Below are 15,606 nucleotides of genomic sequence, written 5' to 3'. Positions count from 1 at the left end.
CGGACGGCGGCGGCGGATCTTTCCCTTGATCGTTGCCGCCCTGATCCTTGGGCTTGAAGCTCTTGATCGACGCCCAGGCCTCGATCAGCGTGCCATCGACGCTGAAGTGGTCGCTGGACAGAAGCCGCCTGACCCGGGGCCGGGCCAGCACGGCGGCCAGGAACTGGGCCGCGATCTCACCGGCCAGGAGCCGGTCCCGGTTCCGGGTGAAGCTCGAATGATCCCAGGCCTGATCGTCGATGCCCAGCCCTACGAACCAGCGGAACAACAGGTCGAACTCCAGCCGCTCCATCAGCTGCCGCTCCGAGCGGATCGAGTAGAACGCCTGCAGGAGCATAGCCCGCAGCAGCATCTCGGGCGGGATCGACGGACGACCCATCCGAGTCGCATAGAGTGCCGAGAACGACCCGCTCAGGGCCACCAGCGCCTCGTCCGTCAGTTGCCGGATGGCCCGCAGAGGATGATCGGACCGGACCCGAGCTTCCAGGTCCACATACGAGAACAACGCCCCCGAACGCCGATCCGAGCCCCGCATCTGCCTTCCCCGTTTACTGCCAGGGAGCAGTGAATCATGCCAACCCCTGGCACGCCACGGACTTCTTCAACACCCTGCTAGTGGATCGGTGCGTCGTGCTTGTGGAAGGCCTTGAGGCGCCGATAGACCGGCGTGTCGTAGTTCTCGGGCGTCGGGTCCTCGCCGGTGAGCCAGCGGAACAGGTCGCGGTCGGGCACCTCGATCAGGGCCTCGAAGGTGGTGAGCTCCTCCTCCGAGAGCGTGCCGATCTCGGCATCGGCGAAGCGGCCCATGATCAGGTCCATCTCGCGGATGCCGCGGTGCCAGGCGCGGAAGAGGGTGCGGCGGCGGCGCGGATCGAGGTCGGCGCTGGTGCGGGTGGTGCCGGACATGCGGTCAGCCTGTGATGCTGTGATCCCGGGATGCCGTGATCCCCGGATCGCAGGATCCCGTGGAATCAGGGCGGCCCAGGCCCGGCCCCGGTGCGTCATCCGTCGCGGGACCAAGCCTTCCGGCCGGTATATAGAGACAGCGGGCCGCGCCGCCATCCCGCCCGTGCGCGGGGCGGGGTCCCGTCCTCCGGCTTTCCGTCCTCCGGGTCCCCTACCGCCCGTTTCCGCCTTCCGCCCGTTTCCCGCCCCGAGCCGCATGACCGAGCCTGCGTCCCGCCAGCCCCTGCTCCGCCCGAGCATCCTCGATGCCCTGTTCGCGCCCGCGCGCGGCCTGCCCGGCATCGGACCGAAGATGGCGCCGATGATCGAGCGGCTGCTGGGCACGCCCGAGCAGCCGGCCCGGATCGTCGACCTGCTGTTCCACCTGCCCCAGGGCGGCGTCGCCCGCCGGATGATGGGCTCCATCGCCGAGGCGCCCCCCGGCGAGCCGGTGACGCTCGGCGTCACCGTGACGGGCTACCGGGCGCCCCAGCCCGGGGCGGGGCGCCGCCCCTTCCGGGTGCTGGTGGAGGACCCCACCGGCGACATCACCCTGGTGTTCTTCGGCATGCCCCAGGCCCGCGTCGAGAAGATGCTGCCCCTGGGCGCCCACCGCTACATCACCGGGCGGATCGACCTCTGGGACGGGCACCGCCAGATGGTCCATCCGGCCCGCATCGTCGACGAGGCGGGGCTCGCCGCCCAGCCCAGCGTCGAGCCGGTCTACGGCGCCACCGAGGGCCTGACCTCGCGGGCGATCTCGAAGCTGGCGCATGCCGCCCTGGAGCGCCTGCCGGTGCTGCCCGAGTGGCAGGACCCGGCCTGGCTCGCCCGCGAGGGTCTGCCGGCCTTCGCCGACGCCCTGCGGGCCGAGCACCGGCCCGAGAGCGCGCCGCCGCCGGTTCCGGAGGGCATGACCGCGGCGCCGCGCTCCCCGGCCCGGCGCCGCCTCGCCTATGACGAGCTGCTCGCCTCGCAGCTGGCGCTGGCCCTGATGCGGTCTCGCAACCGCCGGGCGCCGGGCCGGGCCAATGCCGGGGACGGGGCCTTGAGCGGCCGGATCGAGGCCGCCCTGCCCTTCGGACTGACGGGCGCGCAGCGCCGCGCGGTCGCCGAGATCCGGGGCGATCTCGCCTCCGACCGGCGCATGCTGCGCCTGCTCCAGGGCGATGTCGGCTCCGGCAAGACCGCGGTGGCGCTGCTGGCCATGGCCTCGGCCGTGGAGGTCGGGCGCCAGGCGGCCCTGATGGCGCCCACCGAGATCCTGGCGCGCCAGCACTTCGAGCGCCTCGCGCCGCTCGCCGCGCCCTTGCGCCTGCGCCTCCTCACCGGGCGCGACCGGGCCTCCGAGCGCCGCGCCACCCTGGCGGCCCTGGCCGCGGGGGCGGTCGACATCGTGGTCGGCACCCACGCGCTGTTCCAGGACGCCGTGGTCTTCGCCGATCTCGGCGTGGCGGTGGTGGACGAGCAGCACCGCTTCGGCGTGCACCAGCGCCTGGCGCTGGGCGCCAAGGGCGCGGCCGTCGACATCCTGGTGATGACGGCGACCCCGATCCCCCGCACCCTGGCGCTGACCTGCTTCGGCGACATGGACGTCTCGGTGCTCGACGAGAAGCCCGCCGGGCGCCAGCCCATCGCCACCCGCCTCGTCTCCACAGACCGCCTCGACGCGGTGGTGGAGGGCTTGGGGCGAGCGCTCGCCGCCGGCGACCGCGCCTACTGGATCTGCCCCCTGGTGGCGGAATCCGAGTTCGTGGATCTGGCCGCGGCCGAGGAGCGCTTCGAGGACCTGCGCCACAGCTTCGGCGACGCGGTCGGGCTGATCCACGGCAAGATGCCCGGCCCCGACAAGGACGCCGCCATGGAGCGCTTCGCCCGGGGCGAGACGAAGATCCTCGTCTCGACCACCGTGGTGGAGGTCGGCGTCGACGTGCCGGAGGCCACCATCATGGTCATCGAGCATGCCGAGCGCTTCGGGCTGGCCCAGCTCCACCAGCTGCGCGGCCGGGTCGGGCGCGGCACCAGGGCCTCGAGCTGCCTCCTGCTCTATCGCGGGCCGCTGGGCCAGGTCTCGCGGGCGCGCCTCGAGATGATGCGCGAGACCGAGGACGGCTTCCGCATCGCGGAAGAAGACCTGCGCCTGCGCGGCGAGGGCGAGGTGCTGGGCACCCGCCAATCGGGCCTGGCCGCCTTCCGCCTCGCCAGCCTGGAGAGCGACGCCGAGCTGCTCGAGGTCGCCCGCGACGACGCGCAGCTCGTGGTCCAGCGCGATCCCGGCCTGCGGAGCGCGCGGGGCCAGGCGCTCAGGGTGCTGCTCTACCTGTTCGAGCGCGACGCCGCGATCCGGCTGCTCGGGGCGGGCTGACGGGACAAGGCCGACGCCCGGCGCCCGCCTCGATCGTTCGAGGCGGGTGGGGCCACACCGCCCGCGGTCGGGTCACCCGCCGCGAAGGCGTCCACGACACCGCCAGGTGTTCCGCGACGGGGTCGATGGGCCGCTCGGACCTTCGCGTCGCGACCGTCAGGACCCGGCGCCCCCGTCGTAGCGCCGCAAGGTCTGCGCGGCGGCATCGAACGCCGCCCAGGTCCTTCGGGCGAGGCTTCCGCCCACGCTGCACCGGCGAACCCCGAGTTCGGCGAACACCCGGATCTCCTCGTCGTACCGGTGCACCACGACGTTGACCGGCTTCGGGGCGACGGCCGCGACGAGTTCCGCGACGGCACCGCGATCGCGGATGAAGGGCACGAAGAGGCAGTCGGCGCCGGCCTCCGCATAGGCGACGGCGCGCACGATGCTGACGCCGACCGACAGGTCGGGGACCCGGAAGTTCTCGTTTCGACCGACGAGCATCACCGCGGGATCGACGGCGTCGATGGCCCCGCGCGCGGCGGCGATCCGTTCGACGGCCTGCCCCGTCTCGTACAGCGCGGTTCCGGACCAATCCTCGATCGACAGGGCTGCCACACCCGTGTCGACCGCCCGGGCGACGTTTCGCGCGACGTCCTCCGGACGGTCGGCGAAGCCGTTCTCGAAATCCGCGTTGACCGGCAGATGGGTGCTGGCCACGAGTCCTCTCAGATAGTCGAGGACGGCCTCCAGGCCGAGTTCCCCGTCCTGCCTGCCGGCGGCCCAGGCCGCACCCGCGCTCGTCGAGGCGATGGCCTTGAAGCCGAGCGCGGCGAGCCGAACCGCGCTGCCGCCGTCCCAGGCATTGGGCAGGAGGAAGAAGCCGCTTTCGTGAAGGCTGCGAAAGGCGCTCCGCTTCTCCGCCGTGGTGGCCATCGCTCGTTCCATCCTCTTCAGGCTTAGCAGTCTTTCGTCGCCGCCGCCGGCCAGCCCCGTCGACGTTCGAGGTCGCGACCCCGGCGGTCGACGCGACCGGGATCCTGGACCATTCGGGGCTCACGATCGAGCACCGGGCGCGGTCCGCCGGGGGCGGACGGCGCCGCACCGGCCCCGCACAGATCCGCCCGGGCGCGGCGGACGGGTGCGGTTCCGGACCGGGAAAGGGCGAAGTTTCTCGTGGTGGCAGAGGGGCGGGCGCGGGAGCTTCGGCGGCGAGCCGGCCCCGATCCGCCGGCGCAGGAGGTTTCCCCGATGCCGTTCTTCACCCCCCGATCCGCGGTCGGGCTCCCCCGCAGCGCCGGGCTGTCGCCGCTCTTCCTCGCGCTGCTGGCGCTCCTCGTCGTGGTCGCCTCGGCCCAGGCGTCGCCGGGGCCGGCGCGGGGCGGCCTGACGCTGCGCGGGTCCGCCGACGGCGCGCCGGTCGAGGCCATCCGGCTCGCGACCGACATCAGCGTCGATGTCAGCGGCCCGACGGCCCGGGCCGTCGTCACCCAGGCCTTCCGCAACCCCGGCGCGGACTGGGTCGAGGGCACCTACGTGTATCCCCTGCCCGAGGACGCGGCCGTGGACGGCATGACGCTCGTCGTCGGCTCCCGGGTGATCGTCGCCGGCATCCGCGAGCGGGCGGCGGCCGAGCGCGCCTACGAGGCCGCGAAGGCGGCCGGGCAGTCGGCGGCCCTGACCGCGCAGGCGCGGCCCAACCTCTTCACCAACGCGGTCGCCAATATCGGCCCCGGCGAGACGGTGCTGGTCCAGATCACCTATCAGCAGACGATCCCCGTCTCCGGCGAGACGCGGATGCTGCGCCTGCCCCTGGTGGTCGCGCCCCGCTACAATCCCGCCCCCGCCCCGGTGGACGCGGTCTCGCGCGACGGCGTGGCCGCGGCGGGCCGCGACCCGGTTCCGGATCGCGCCCGGATCAGCCCGCCGGTGCTCGACCCGTCGGTCTCCCGCCCGACCAACCCCGTCGCCGTCACGGTGCGGCTCCGGGCGGGCTTCGCCGTCGGCCCCGTGCGCAGCGCGACCCACGCGATCCGCGTGACCGAGGCGGGCCCGGAGGCCCGGACCGTCACCCTGGCCGACGGCGTCGTGCCGGCCGACCGCGACCTCGAGCTGACCTGGGCGCCGGTCCCCGGCCGGATGCCGGGCCTCGGCCTGTTCCGCGAGACCGTCGCCGGCCGGACCTACCTGCTGGCCGCCGTGACCCCGCCGGAGATCGAGGCCGGCGCGGGCGCCGGGCCGGCGCGCGACGTCACCTTCGTCATCGACAATTCCGGCTCGATGTCCGGGGCCTCGATGCGGCAGGCCAAGGCCGGGCTGCTGGCCGGCCTCCGCCGCCTGACCCCGCAGGACCGCGTCAACGTCATCCGCTTCGACGACACCTGGGACGCGCTGCATCCCGAGCCCGTCCCGGCGACGCCGGATGCCCTGGCGGAGGCCGAGCGCTTCGTCGCCGCCCTGGAGGCGCGCGGCGGCACCGAGATGCTAGCGCCGCTCGAGGCGGCCCTGGCCGATCCCCGCCCGGAGGACGGGCGCGTGCGCCAGGTCGTGTTCCTCACCGACGGCGCCGTGGGTGACGAGGAGCGGATCTTCGCGGCGATCCACGCGCATCTCGGGCGCTCGCGCCTGTTCATGGTCGGCATCGGCTCGGCGCCCAACGGCCACCTGATGCGCCACGCCGCCGAGATCGGGCGCGGCAGCTTCACGGAGATCCGCGACCTCGCGCAGGTCGGCGAGCGGACCCGCGCGCTCTACGAGAAGCTCGAATCCCCCGCCGTCACCGACTTGACCGCGACCTTCTCGGCCCCGGGCGTCGCGGTGACGCCGGGCGCGCTTCCGGACCTGTATCGCGGCGAGCCGCTGGTCTTCGCCGCGCGGCTGCCGGGGGCGGCCGAGGGGACCGTGACCGTCGCGGGCCGGGTGGGCGGCCGGGCCTGGAGCCGGACGCTCCCGCTCGCCGAGGCGGGCGCGGGTGCGGGCATCTCCAAGGTCTGGGCGCGCTCCCGGATCGGCGAGACCGAGACGGCGCGCATCACCGGGCGCCTCGGCACGGACACGGCCGACGCCACCATCCTGGCCCTCGCCCTGGAGCACGGCCTGACGACGCGCCTGACCAGCCTCGTGGCGGTCGACGCCACCCCGCGCCGGGCACCGGGCACGCCCCTCGTCACCGCCGACCTGCCGCTGAACCTGCCGGCGGGCTGGGACTTCGCCAAGGTGTTCGGCACGGACCGGCCCGGCGCGGCGCCCGCCGACGACCGGCCGGCCCGGATCGTGCCGATCGGCGCCGACGGCGCGGCCGTCGACCTGCCGCAAACCGGGGCCGGGATTCTCGCCGAGCTCGGCCTGGGCCTGCTCCTCGCCCTCCTGGGCCTGCTGCTGGGCACCGGTCTCCGGTCCGGCGAGCGGCCGATTGGGGACATGCGATGAGCCGTCGCCGCGCAACCGGACCGCGGAGGGCCCTCGCGGCCCTCCTCACCCTCGCGGGCCTCGGGCTGGCGCTGCAGGCCGCCTGGATCCCCGCCAAGGCCGCCCTGGCGCAGGGGCTGCTGGAGCGTGCCTTCGCCCGCAGCCTGGCCGAGGAGCAACTCACCGGGCAGCCCGCCGGGCAGCCCACCGGGCAGCCCGTCAGGCCCTGGCCCTGGGCCGACACCGAGCCGGTCGCCCGGCTCACCGTCATGGGCCGCAGCTTCGTGGTCCTGCGGGGCGGGAGCGGACAGGCCCTGGCCTTCGGCCCCGGCCATCTGGACGGCACCCCGGAGGCCGGCGCACCCGGCACCGCGGTCTTCGCCGCGCACCGCGACACGCAGTTCGCGGGGCTGGGGCGGCTCGGCCCCGGCGATCCCGTGGTGGTGACGGGCCGCGACGGCCGAACCCGGCTCTTCCGCGTCACCGGCACGCGGGTGGCGCGCTGGGATGCCTCGGGCATCGACCCGCAGGCGCCCGGCCGGCATCTCGCCCTCGTCACCTGCTGGCCCCTGGAGGCCCTGCGGGCCGGCCCCCTGCGGCTGATCGTCGACACCGAGTTGGTGCCGGAGGCGGAGTTGGTGCCGGAGGCGGAGTTGGCACCGGAGGCGGGCCGTTCCTGACGGGTCGCCGTGGATGGCCAGCTCGGCCGCACTTGCGCGAATGTGCGGTTTCGTGCGGATCTGTGCGGATCGAGCCTGCGCGAGCCCTGTCCGTGAGCGACGTCGAACTGTCCGAGGCGCAGAGCCGCGCCATTGCCCAGATCGTGCGCGAGGCGTTGGCCCGCCGGCGCATCTCGCGGCAGACGCTGGCCGAAGAGGCCCGGATCAGCCTCTCGACCCTGGAGAAGGCGCTCGCCGGCCGCCGGCCGTTCACCCTGGCGACCACGATCCGGCTGGAGGAAGCGCTGGGCCAATCCCTACGGCAGCCGCCGGGGCAGGCGCCGGCTGTGGAACCGCCCCTGCATGCCCCCGACGAACTCGGGGCCTACGCGCGGCAGGGCGTGGCCTGGCTGGAGGGCCGTTACCTCACCCTCCGCCCCTCCTTCGAGACGGCGGGGGTGATTTTCGCCTACCGGACCGAGATCGCCTGGGACGCCGGCAGCGCGCGCCTGGTGTTCCGCGAGGCCGAGCGGATCGACGCGCCGTTCGCGCAATCCGGCAGTGTCGCCGTCCCGAGCCAATCCGGCATGATCTACCTGGTGACCAACTGGCACGGGCAGCATCGTCTCGCGGTGTTGTGCCGCCCCAACATCCGCGGCGAGATGTACGGGATCCTCACCACGCTGCACGCGGGCCGCGGGACGCAACTCACGCCCGCTTCGGCACCGCTCGCCCTGCTGCCGGAGCGCGATGCGGCCGAATTCCGTTACGGCCGCGTCGCTCCGCAGGAGCCGGCTCACGCGGCCTATCGCGCGCATCTCGATCGCGTCCACGCAGACGGCTACGCCACGTTCTTCACGAGCGCTTCCTAGCCGGAACGACACCGGCCCGAGTCCCGCGCCCGCCCGTCGTGCCGGCCGGCAGACAGGCAGGCGACCGCGATCCTCAACCCGTGCGGTGCTCGATCTCGCCCTCGAGGTCCCGGGCGAGCCTCTCGTCGAGCGCTTCGGCCCGGACGACGGCAGACCGGGTGCGGAAGCGCTCGACATACCGCAGCAATTCGAGGTTCGGCGGCACGAGCTTCGCGCGCGTCGTCCAGCCGAGGGCCGTCGCCCACAGGACGTCCGCGGCCGTGAACCGCTTGCCGAACAGGTAGGGTCCCCGGCGAAGCTGCGCCGTCAGCGCGTCCATCACGGCGTCGTAGCCGCCATACGGCGACATCGCCCGAGGTCCTGGATCGCGGTTCATGGCGCGATCGACGATGGCGGGTTCGAAGGAGGCGCCGTGGAAGGCGAGCCAGCGCAGGTAGGGGCCGCGCAGGGGGTCGTCGAGCGCGGGGGCGAGCTTCGCCTCGGGGTAGAGGTCGGCGAGATAGATGACGATCGCCGCCTGCTCGGTCACGACCACGTCGCCGTGCACGATCGCCGGCACCTTCCCGAGCGGATTGACCGCGAGAAACGCGGGCGCGCGGTGTTCGCCCGCCTTCAGGTCGAGCGTGCGCAGCCCATAATCCGCCCCGAGCTCCTCCAGCAGGGTCAGGACGCCCGACGAGCGGGTGCGCGGCGCATGGTAGAGCGTGATCCGGCGGGAATTCATCGCGAACAGCTCCGTCGTTCGATGATCAGGACGCCCACCATGACACGGCGCGGCGCAAAGGCGACCTGCTGCCGTTCCGATTCGTCGTCGTTCGGGCTTGCGCGGGGCCGGATGGCGGGGAGACGGCCCCGGGCGCGGGCTGACGCGCTCGGGGAAGCGCGCGCTAATTCGGGATCAGCTCACGGGCGGGTCCGCCGGTCTCCTGACCGCGGGCCTGGGCATAGCCCGGGAGCGCCGGGTTCCGGGCGTTGCCGCTGTCGGTGTCCGGGCCGCCCAGCCAGTCCGTCGACCGCGCCTGCGGCAGGATCGAGCCGGTGATCGCCGGACCTTCCGCAGGATACGGGATGGGCCGGGCCTGGGACGCTCCGGTCAGGGCAGCGACGGTACAGGTGGACGCGAAGGCGAGGGCCGAGAAGGTCTTGAGCATCGACATGCCATGTCTCCAGTGTTTCCTGCTCGATCCGGGAGCGTCGAGCCGGGATGCCGGACAGACGATGTCTTGGGCTGATTATTCCGGGTGCCGTCGAAAAATCGCTCGTCCGCCTTCAGGACCGTCGCCGCGACCCGACGCGCGCTGCGGACCGTAAAAAATGCGGTGCGCGCGTGGAATAATACGACATCCACGGCGTCCATGCCGCCATAGGCCGGTCCGGGCACAGGCCCGGCGCGGCCGTCCCGCAAGGAGAGGAGCCCGGCCCATGTTGGGAGACCGGCGCATGTTGGGAGACCGGCGCATGCCAAGAGACCGGCGCATGCCAAGAGACCGGCCCGAGCCGGGAGACCGCACATGACGGACATGATGCGCCTCGTCGAGCCGCTGATCCCGGCCCTGCGCCGCTATGCGCGGGCGCTCCTGCGCGACCCCACCGACGCCGACGACCTCGTGCAGGACTGCCTGGAGCGGGCGGTCGGCCGCTGGCACCAGCGCCGGGCCGATGGCGACGCCCGGACCTGGCTCTTCGCGATCCTCCACAACCTGGCCGTGACGCAGATGCGCCAGCGCGTCCGCCGCGGCGCCCACATGCCGATCGAGGACACGGCGGACGCCAGCCTCGCGGTGGCGCCGACCCAGGAGAGCGGCCTGCGCCATCGGGACCTGATGACGGCCCTCGACGCCCTGCCGGAGGAGCAGCGCAGCGTCCTCCTGCTCGTGACGGTGGAGGGCCTGTCCTACGCCGAGACGGCGGACATCCTCGCCATCCCGACCGGGACCGTGATGTCCCGTCTGTCCCGGGCCCGGAACCGGATGATCCAGCTCATGGAGGGCACCGAAGCCTTCGCGCCCGCCAGGCGCCCAAACCTGCGGAGGGTCAAATGACCATGCATCCGATCGGCGAAGACGATCTCCAGGGCCTCGTGGACGCGCGGCTCGAGGCCGGCCGCAGGCGCGAGGTCGAGGCCTATCTCGACGACCATCCGGAAGCGCGCATGCGGGTCGCGCGCATGGTCGCCCTGCGCGAGGCGATGCGGACCGCCTTCGCGCCCACCGCGGCCGAGCCGGTGCCGGCCCGGTTGAACCTGGCGCGGATCGCCGCGGCGCGCCGCCGCCCGGCGCGGCCGGCCTGGCAGGCGATGGCGGCCGGGCTGCTGCTGCTCGTCGGCGGCGCCGGGGGGTGGGGCCTGCGCGAGGTGGCCTCGCCGGTGCCGACCGGCATCGAGGCGCTGGCCCAGTCCGCGAGCATGAACTACGCGGTCTACGCCCCCGACCACACCCGGCCCGTCGAGCTCGCCGCGGCGAACCGGGACGAACTCGCCGGCTGGTTCTCGGCCCGGCTGCAGCGACCGGTGGGCGTGCCGGACCTCAGCGGCTCCGGCTACCACCTCATGGGGGGACGCCTCGTCGCGACCCCCCAGGGGCCTGCCGGACTGCTGATGTACGATGACGGGCACGGCGCGCGCTTCGTCATGCTGATGCGGCCCATGAACGGACCCGGCGATGCGCCGATGCGCCCGCACAGCACGCAGACGTCGAACGGCTACGCCTGGGCCCAGGACGGGCTGGGCTACAGCCTCGTGGGTGCGGCCGACGACACCGTTCTGCATCCCCTCGCCGACGCGATCCGGCGCGCCACCGCGAAGAAGATCTGAAGGTCTGCCATGTCGCTCCTGAACGACCTCACCGGGGCCGGTCCCGGCTTGAGCCCGCGCGCCGTCCTCCTGCGCCTCGGCGCGATCGGCGCCCTCGTCACGGGAACCGCGGGGGCCTTCGCGTATGCCGGAGGCTGGCTCTCGCCGGGGGACCTGACCCAGGCGCGGATCGTCGACCGCTTCGAGGCGGTCAACGGCCCGCATCCGGGGTTCCGCCGCAACCACGCCAAGGGACTGTGCCTGGCCGGGCGCTTCGAGAGCAGCGGCCGGGGCCAGCGCCTGTCGAAGGCCACGCCGTTGGCCGCAGGACAGGTCACGCCGGTCACGGGACGCATCGCGCTCGCGGGCGGCCAGCCCTATGCGGCGGACGCGGCCACGACGGTGCGCAGCCTCGCGCTGCGCTTCCGGCTTCCCGACGGCGAGGAATGGCGCACGGGCAACAACGACATCCCGGTCTTTCCGGTCCGCACACCCGAGGCATTCTACGCGCAGCTCGTCGCCGCCAAGCCCGATCCGGCGACCGGCAAGCCCGATCCCGAGGCGACGAAGGCGTTCTTCGCGGCAAACCCGGAGAGCGTGAAAGCGGTCGCCCTGATCGAGGCCCGGACGAAGACGTCCGCGTTCGCCGACGACACCTTCCGGAGCCTCAACGCCTTCCGCTTCATCGCCGCCGACGGCACGCAGACGCCCGTGCGATGGGCCTTCGTGCCGGAGCGGACCGCGGCGGCGGAGAGCCCCGCACAGGGCGCGCGCACGGACAAGGACTATCTGTTCGACGACTTCGCGGCGGCGGTCCGCGCGGGTCCCGTGCGCTGGCACCTGGTCGTCACGCTGGGCGAGGCGGGCGATCCCACGGCGGATGCCACCCGTCCCTGGCCCGCCGAACGGCCCAGCCTCGACGTCGGGACGGTGATCGTGGCGCAGACGCAGGCCGAGGCGGATGGCAATTGCCGCGACGTGAACTTCGACCCCCTGGTCCTGCCCGCCGGCATCGCCGCATCGGACGATCCGCTGCTCAGCGCACGCTCGGCGGCCTATTCGGTCTCGTTCACGCGCCGCGCCGGCGAGCCGAAGGCGCCGAGCGCCGTCCACGACACACCCGCGCCGGGAGCCGGATCGTGAGCGCCACCGCACGCTTCAGCCGGCCGGCGCGCCTGCTGCACTGGACCATGGCGGCCCTGATCCTGGCGATGCTGTTCATCGGCGTGGCGATGGTGACCTCGGTGGCCCACTATCATGCGCTCGTCGCGCTGCACCGGCCGCTGGGCATCGGCATCCTGATCCTGGCCGTGCTGCGCCTCGCGCACCGCTGGCGCCATCCGCCGCCGGCGCTGCCGTCGGACCTCCCGGGCTGGCAGCGCCGGGCGGCGCACGCCTCGCACACCTTGCTCTACGGGTCGATGCTCGGGCTGCCGCTGGTCGGGTGGGCGATGCTGTCGGCGGCCGGCTACCCGATCGGGCTCGGCGGCGCGGTGGTGCTTCCGCCGATCCTGCCGCGCGATCCGAGCCTCTATGCGTGGCTGCGTCCGCTTCACACCGTCCTGGCCTACACGCTGTTCGGCCTCGTCCTCGCCCATCTCGGGGCGGCGCTGATGCACGGGCTGATCCGCCGCGACGGGGTCTTCTCCAGCATGGCGCTGCGTCCGAGCTCACCCCGGTCCCGCTGAGTCCATCGCGGGTGCCGGCCTCGGGCCGGCCCGCTCCCGGGGCGCCCGTTCGGAGGTCCCGGATACGACCCCGCCCTTCCGGGCGTCGGGATGGGGTCGCGGGCAGCCCGCGACCCCCGTCTCTCAGGCCGCCATCGGTCCGGAGCGGCGGTGGCCCTTCACGTCGAACCGGTCGAGCATCATGACCTTGTCCCAGACCCGAATGAAATCCGCCACGAACCGGCCTTGCCCGTCGCTGCCCGCATAGGCGTCGGCGATGTTGCGCAGCTGCGCGTTCGATCCGAAGACGAGATCGCTGCGCGTGGCCTCGAACCTCACCTGCTGCGTGGCGCGGTCCTTGAGGGCGAAGGACGTCCCGGCCGCATCGGCCTTCTCCCAGACCAGGTCGGTGTCGGTCAGGGTGCGGAAGAAATCCGTCGTCAGCACGCCCACCCGGTCGCTGAAGATGCCCCGGTTCGATCCGTCGTGGTTGGCGTTGAGGGCGCGCAGGCCGCCGGTCAGCACCACCCATTCCGGCGCGGTCAGGGTCAGCAGGTTGGCCTTGTCGAGGAACATCTCCTCCGGCGACAGGCTCTGCGCTATCGCGGGAAACCCGTCGTCGACGTAGTTGCGGAAGCCGTCCACGACGGGCCTCAGCCACTGGAACATCTCGATGTCGGTCAGTTCCTGGGTGGTGTCGACCCGGCCGGGCGTGAACGGCACCCGCGCCGCGACCCCGGCGTCCCCGGCCGCCGTCTCCACGGCGGCGCAGCCGGCGAGCACGATGAGGTCGGCGAGCGACACCTGCTTGCCGTCGCTCCGCCCGGCGTTGAACGCGGCCATGACCCCGCGGAGCGCCGCGACCACGGGCGCGGCCCGGCGGTTGACGGCCCAATCCTTCTGCGGGGCCAGGGCGAGACGGCCGCCGTTGGCGCCGCCGCGCTTGTCGCTGTCGCGGTAGGTCGAGGCGGCCGAGAAGGCCGTGAAGGCCAGATCCGAGACCGAGAGGTTCGTGGCCCGGATCGCCTGCTTCAGGGCGACGATCTCGGCCTCGCCGATCGGCGCATAGGCGGCATCGGGGATCGGGTCCTGCCAGAGCAGGCCGTCCTCGATTCGAACCTCCGGGCCGAGGTAGCGGTGCTTGGGTCCCATGTCGCGGTGGGTGAGCTTGTACCACGCCTTGGAGAAGGCCTGCGTGAAGGCGTCGAAGTCGCTGAGGAACTTCTCGCAGACCTTGCGGTATTGCGGATCGACCTTCAGGGCGATGTCGGAGGTCATCATCATGAGGGGATGCATCTGCCCGGCGACATGGGCGTCGGGGGTCTTGGGCGCGTTCGGATCCTTCGGGGTCCATTGCAGGGCGCCGGCGGGGCTCCGGGCCTGCTCCCAGTCGAACTTGAAGAGGTTCTCCAGATAGGCATTGTCCCACTGGGTCGGATCGGGGGTCCAGCTGCCCTCGATGCCGTTGGTCATGGTGTCCTTGCCCGAACCGGCGCCCTTCGGGTTGTGCCAGCCGAGACCCATCGCTTCCATCGGCGCCATCTCGGGCGGCGGCCCGATCTCCTTGGCCGGGGTCATGCCGTGGCTCTTGCCGAAGGCATGGCCGCCGGCGATGAGCGCCACGGTCTCCTCGTCGTTCATGGCCATGCGGGTGAAGGTCACCCGGATGTCGTGGGCCGAGCCCTGCGGGTCGCCGTTCGCGTAGGGGCCTTCCGGGTTCACGTAGATCAGCGACTGGTGGGAGGCGGCGAGCGGGTTCTCCAGGTCGTAGTCGGGCTCGCCGTTCCTGGCCCGCCAGCGCTTGTCGCGGTTGACCATCTCGTCGAAGCTCGCGACCGTGCCCATCTCGACGACCTCGGGGCCCCAGTAGGTGGCGTTGTCCGCCTCCCAGGCGTCGAGGCGCCCACCGGCGAATCCGTAGGTCGGCAGGCCCATGATCTCCAGGGCGCAGTTGCCGGTGAGGACCATCAGGTCGGCCCAGGACAGGGCGTTGCCGTACTTGTGCTTGATCGGCTGCAGGAGGCGGCGCGACTTGTCGGTGTTGCCGTTGTCCCACCAGCTCGAGATCGGCGCGAAGCGCTGCATCCCGGTGCCGGCGCCGCCCCGCCCGTCCGCGATGCGGTAGGTGCCGGCCGAGTGCCAGGCCATGCGGACCATCTGCGGGCCGTAATTGCCGTAGTCGGACGGCCACCACGACACCGACGAGGTCAGGAACCGCTTGATGTCGCTCTTGAGCGCGTCGAGGTCGATCGCCTTGAAGGCGCCGGCATAGTCGAAATCGGGTCCGAGCGGATCGGCCGCGAGCCCGTTCTGGTGCAGGAGCTCGACCCGCAGGCGGTGCGGATACCAGTTCTCCAGCGCCGGACGGCTGCCGAGCGCCCCACCGATCCGGTCGCCTCCGAACGGGCACCGGCCCGCCATCGGATAGGACGCGGTGTCGGTCTTGTCGGTCGTCATGGTGTTCATCAACATTCCCCTTGGCGCGGGACCGGCTTCACCGGACGGTCGGGTCCTCCGGTCTGTCGCCGACCGAGGCGCGCGGCGCGCAGCACCTCGCGAAGAGCAACTTTTGCGCGATCCGACCGTGAGCGAGATCAGGCGATTTCATCAAAAATCAAGGCGCCGCCGACGCCCTTATCGGCCGGGCGGCCGCTGAAACGCCCTGCAGGCAGCGGCCTCACGTTTGCGCGAGTCGGCGACGCGCGATCCGCCCGTGCCGACAGCGCTCCCGCGCGCGACCGGTGCGGCCCGAACCGCGCCGGGTTGTTCGCAGGCTCCGAGGTCTGAGCGGATGGAGCCCTGACGACGCGCACCGCGCGGTGCGGATGGTGTGGGTGCACCGGGGCGAGCCGGCCTCGCGGCGGGCGGCGGTCACGGCGATCGCGGCCGAGATCGGCTGCTCGGGCGAGACGCTCCG

14 protein-coding genes are annotated in these 15,606 nt (G+C 72.9%); 8 read left to right on the top strand and 6 right to left on the bottom strand.

What is annotated here, in order from left to right:
- Both ACLBWX_RS18840 and ACLBWX_RS18835 read right to left on the bottom strand, forming a co-directional pair.
- Positions 1-535, bottom strand: a 535-nt coding sequence (locus ACLBWX_RS18840; RefSeq protein ID WP_447678298.1) for a transposase, incomplete at its 3' end; no start/stop codon positions are given.
- 77 nt (positions 536-612) lie between these two features.
- Positions 613-906, bottom strand: a complete 294-nt coding sequence (locus ACLBWX_RS18835; protein ID WP_056477903.1) for an FAD assembly factor SdhE — start codon at positions 904-906, stop codon at positions 613-615.
- Positions 907-1,162: 256 nt separating this feature from the next.
- Between ACLBWX_RS18835 and recG the strand changes: the two genes are divergently transcribed.
- Complete coding sequence (recG, locus tag ACLBWX_RS18830) at positions 1,163-3,310, top strand: ATP-dependent DNA helicase RecG (protein ID WP_447678523.1); 2,148 nt, start codon at positions 1,163-1,165, stop codon at positions 3,308-3,310.
- 156 nt (positions 3,311-3,466) lie between these two features.
- Here the strand turns inward: recG and ACLBWX_RS18825 are convergent, their stop codons facing one another.
- Entirely contained in the window at positions 3,467-4,228 is a 762-nt protein-coding gene (locus ACLBWX_RS18825; RefSeq protein WP_447678522.1) for an isocitrate lyase/PEP mutase family protein, read from the bottom strand.
- Between the two features lie 315 nt (positions 4,229-4,543).
- Between ACLBWX_RS18825 and ACLBWX_RS18820 the strand changes: the two genes are divergently transcribed.
- The 3 genes from ACLBWX_RS18820 to ACLBWX_RS18810 all read left to right on the top strand — a co-directional run bounded on the left by ACLBWX_RS18820 (position 4,544) and on the right by ACLBWX_RS18810 (position 8,231).
- Complete coding sequence (locus ACLBWX_RS18820) at positions 4,544-6,721, top strand: marine proteobacterial sortase target protein (protein ID WP_447678521.1); 2,178 nt, start codon at positions 4,544-4,546, stop codon at positions 6,719-6,721.
- Positions 6,718-7,380, top strand: a complete 663-nt coding sequence (locus tag ACLBWX_RS18815; RefSeq protein ID WP_447678520.1) for a class GN sortase — start codon at positions 6,718-6,720, stop codon at positions 7,378-7,380. The genes ACLBWX_RS18820 and ACLBWX_RS18815 overlap by 4 nt, the downstream gene beginning before the upstream one ends.
- Positions 7,381-7,472: 92 nt before the next feature.
- Positions 7,473-8,231: a helix-turn-helix domain-containing protein gene (locus tag ACLBWX_RS18810; protein ID WP_447678519.1), complete on the top strand. Its 759-nt coding sequence runs from the start codon at positions 7,473-7,475 to the stop codon at positions 8,229-8,231.
- 73 nt (positions 8,232-8,304) lie between these two features.
- On the opposite strand, the gene ACLBWX_RS18805 is transcribed toward ACLBWX_RS18810, so the two are convergent.
- Both ACLBWX_RS18805 and ACLBWX_RS18800 read right to left on the bottom strand, forming a co-directional pair.
- On the bottom strand, positions 8,305-8,955 hold the full coding sequence (locus ACLBWX_RS18805; protein ID WP_447678518.1) for a glutathione S-transferase family protein: 651 nt from the start codon (positions 8,953-8,955) through the stop codon (positions 8,305-8,307).
- A gap of 163 nt (positions 8,956-9,118) precedes the next feature.
- Positions 9,119-9,388, bottom strand: coding sequence for a hypothetical protein (locus ACLBWX_RS18800; RefSeq protein WP_447678517.1), 270 nt, complete (start codon positions 9,386-9,388; stop codon positions 9,119-9,121).
- Between the two features lie 354 nt (positions 9,389-9,742).
- Here ACLBWX_RS18800 and ACLBWX_RS18795 point away from each other — a divergent pair, with 354 nt between their 5' ends.
- From ACLBWX_RS18795 to ACLBWX_RS18780, 4 genes are read left to right on the top strand one after another with little or no spacing between them, the layout of a single operon-like run.
- Positions 9,743-10,273 carry a sigma-70 family RNA polymerase sigma factor gene (locus ACLBWX_RS18795; RefSeq protein ID WP_447678516.1) on the top strand — a complete coding sequence of 177 codons (531 nt, stop codon included), beginning with the start codon at positions 9,743-9,745 and terminating at the stop codon, positions 10,271-10,273.
- Entirely contained in the window at positions 10,270-11,043 is a 774-nt protein-coding gene (locus tag ACLBWX_RS18790; RefSeq protein ID WP_447678515.1) for an anti-sigma factor family protein, read from the top strand. The genes ACLBWX_RS18795 and ACLBWX_RS18790 overlap by 4 nt, the downstream gene beginning before the upstream one ends.
- Positions 11,044-11,052: 9 nt before the next feature.
- Positions 11,053-12,165, top strand: coding sequence for a catalase family peroxidase (locus ACLBWX_RS18785; RefSeq protein ID WP_447678514.1), 1,113 nt, complete (start codon positions 11,053-11,055; stop codon positions 12,163-12,165).
- Positions 12,162-12,710 carry a cytochrome b gene (locus tag ACLBWX_RS18780; protein ID WP_447678513.1) on the top strand — a complete coding sequence of 183 codons (549 nt, stop codon included), beginning with the start codon at positions 12,162-12,164 and terminating at the stop codon, positions 12,708-12,710. Before ACLBWX_RS18785 ends, ACLBWX_RS18780 begins: the two co-directional genes overlap by 4 nt.
- Positions 12,711-12,833: 123 nt before the next feature.
- Here the strand turns inward: ACLBWX_RS18780 and katG are convergent, their stop codons facing one another.
- On the bottom strand, positions 12,834-15,155 hold the full coding sequence (katG, locus tag ACLBWX_RS18775) for a catalase/peroxidase HPI (RefSeq protein ID WP_447678512.1): 2,322 nt from the start codon (positions 15,153-15,155) through the stop codon (positions 12,834-12,836).
- Positions 15,156-15,606 lie beyond the last annotated feature (451 nt).

The sequence above is a fragment of the Methylobacterium sp. M6A4_1b genome (assembly GCF_053345175.1).
The sequence above is the reverse complement of the archived record's forward strand: the minus strand, read 5'-3'. Positions and strand labels throughout refer to the sequence as shown.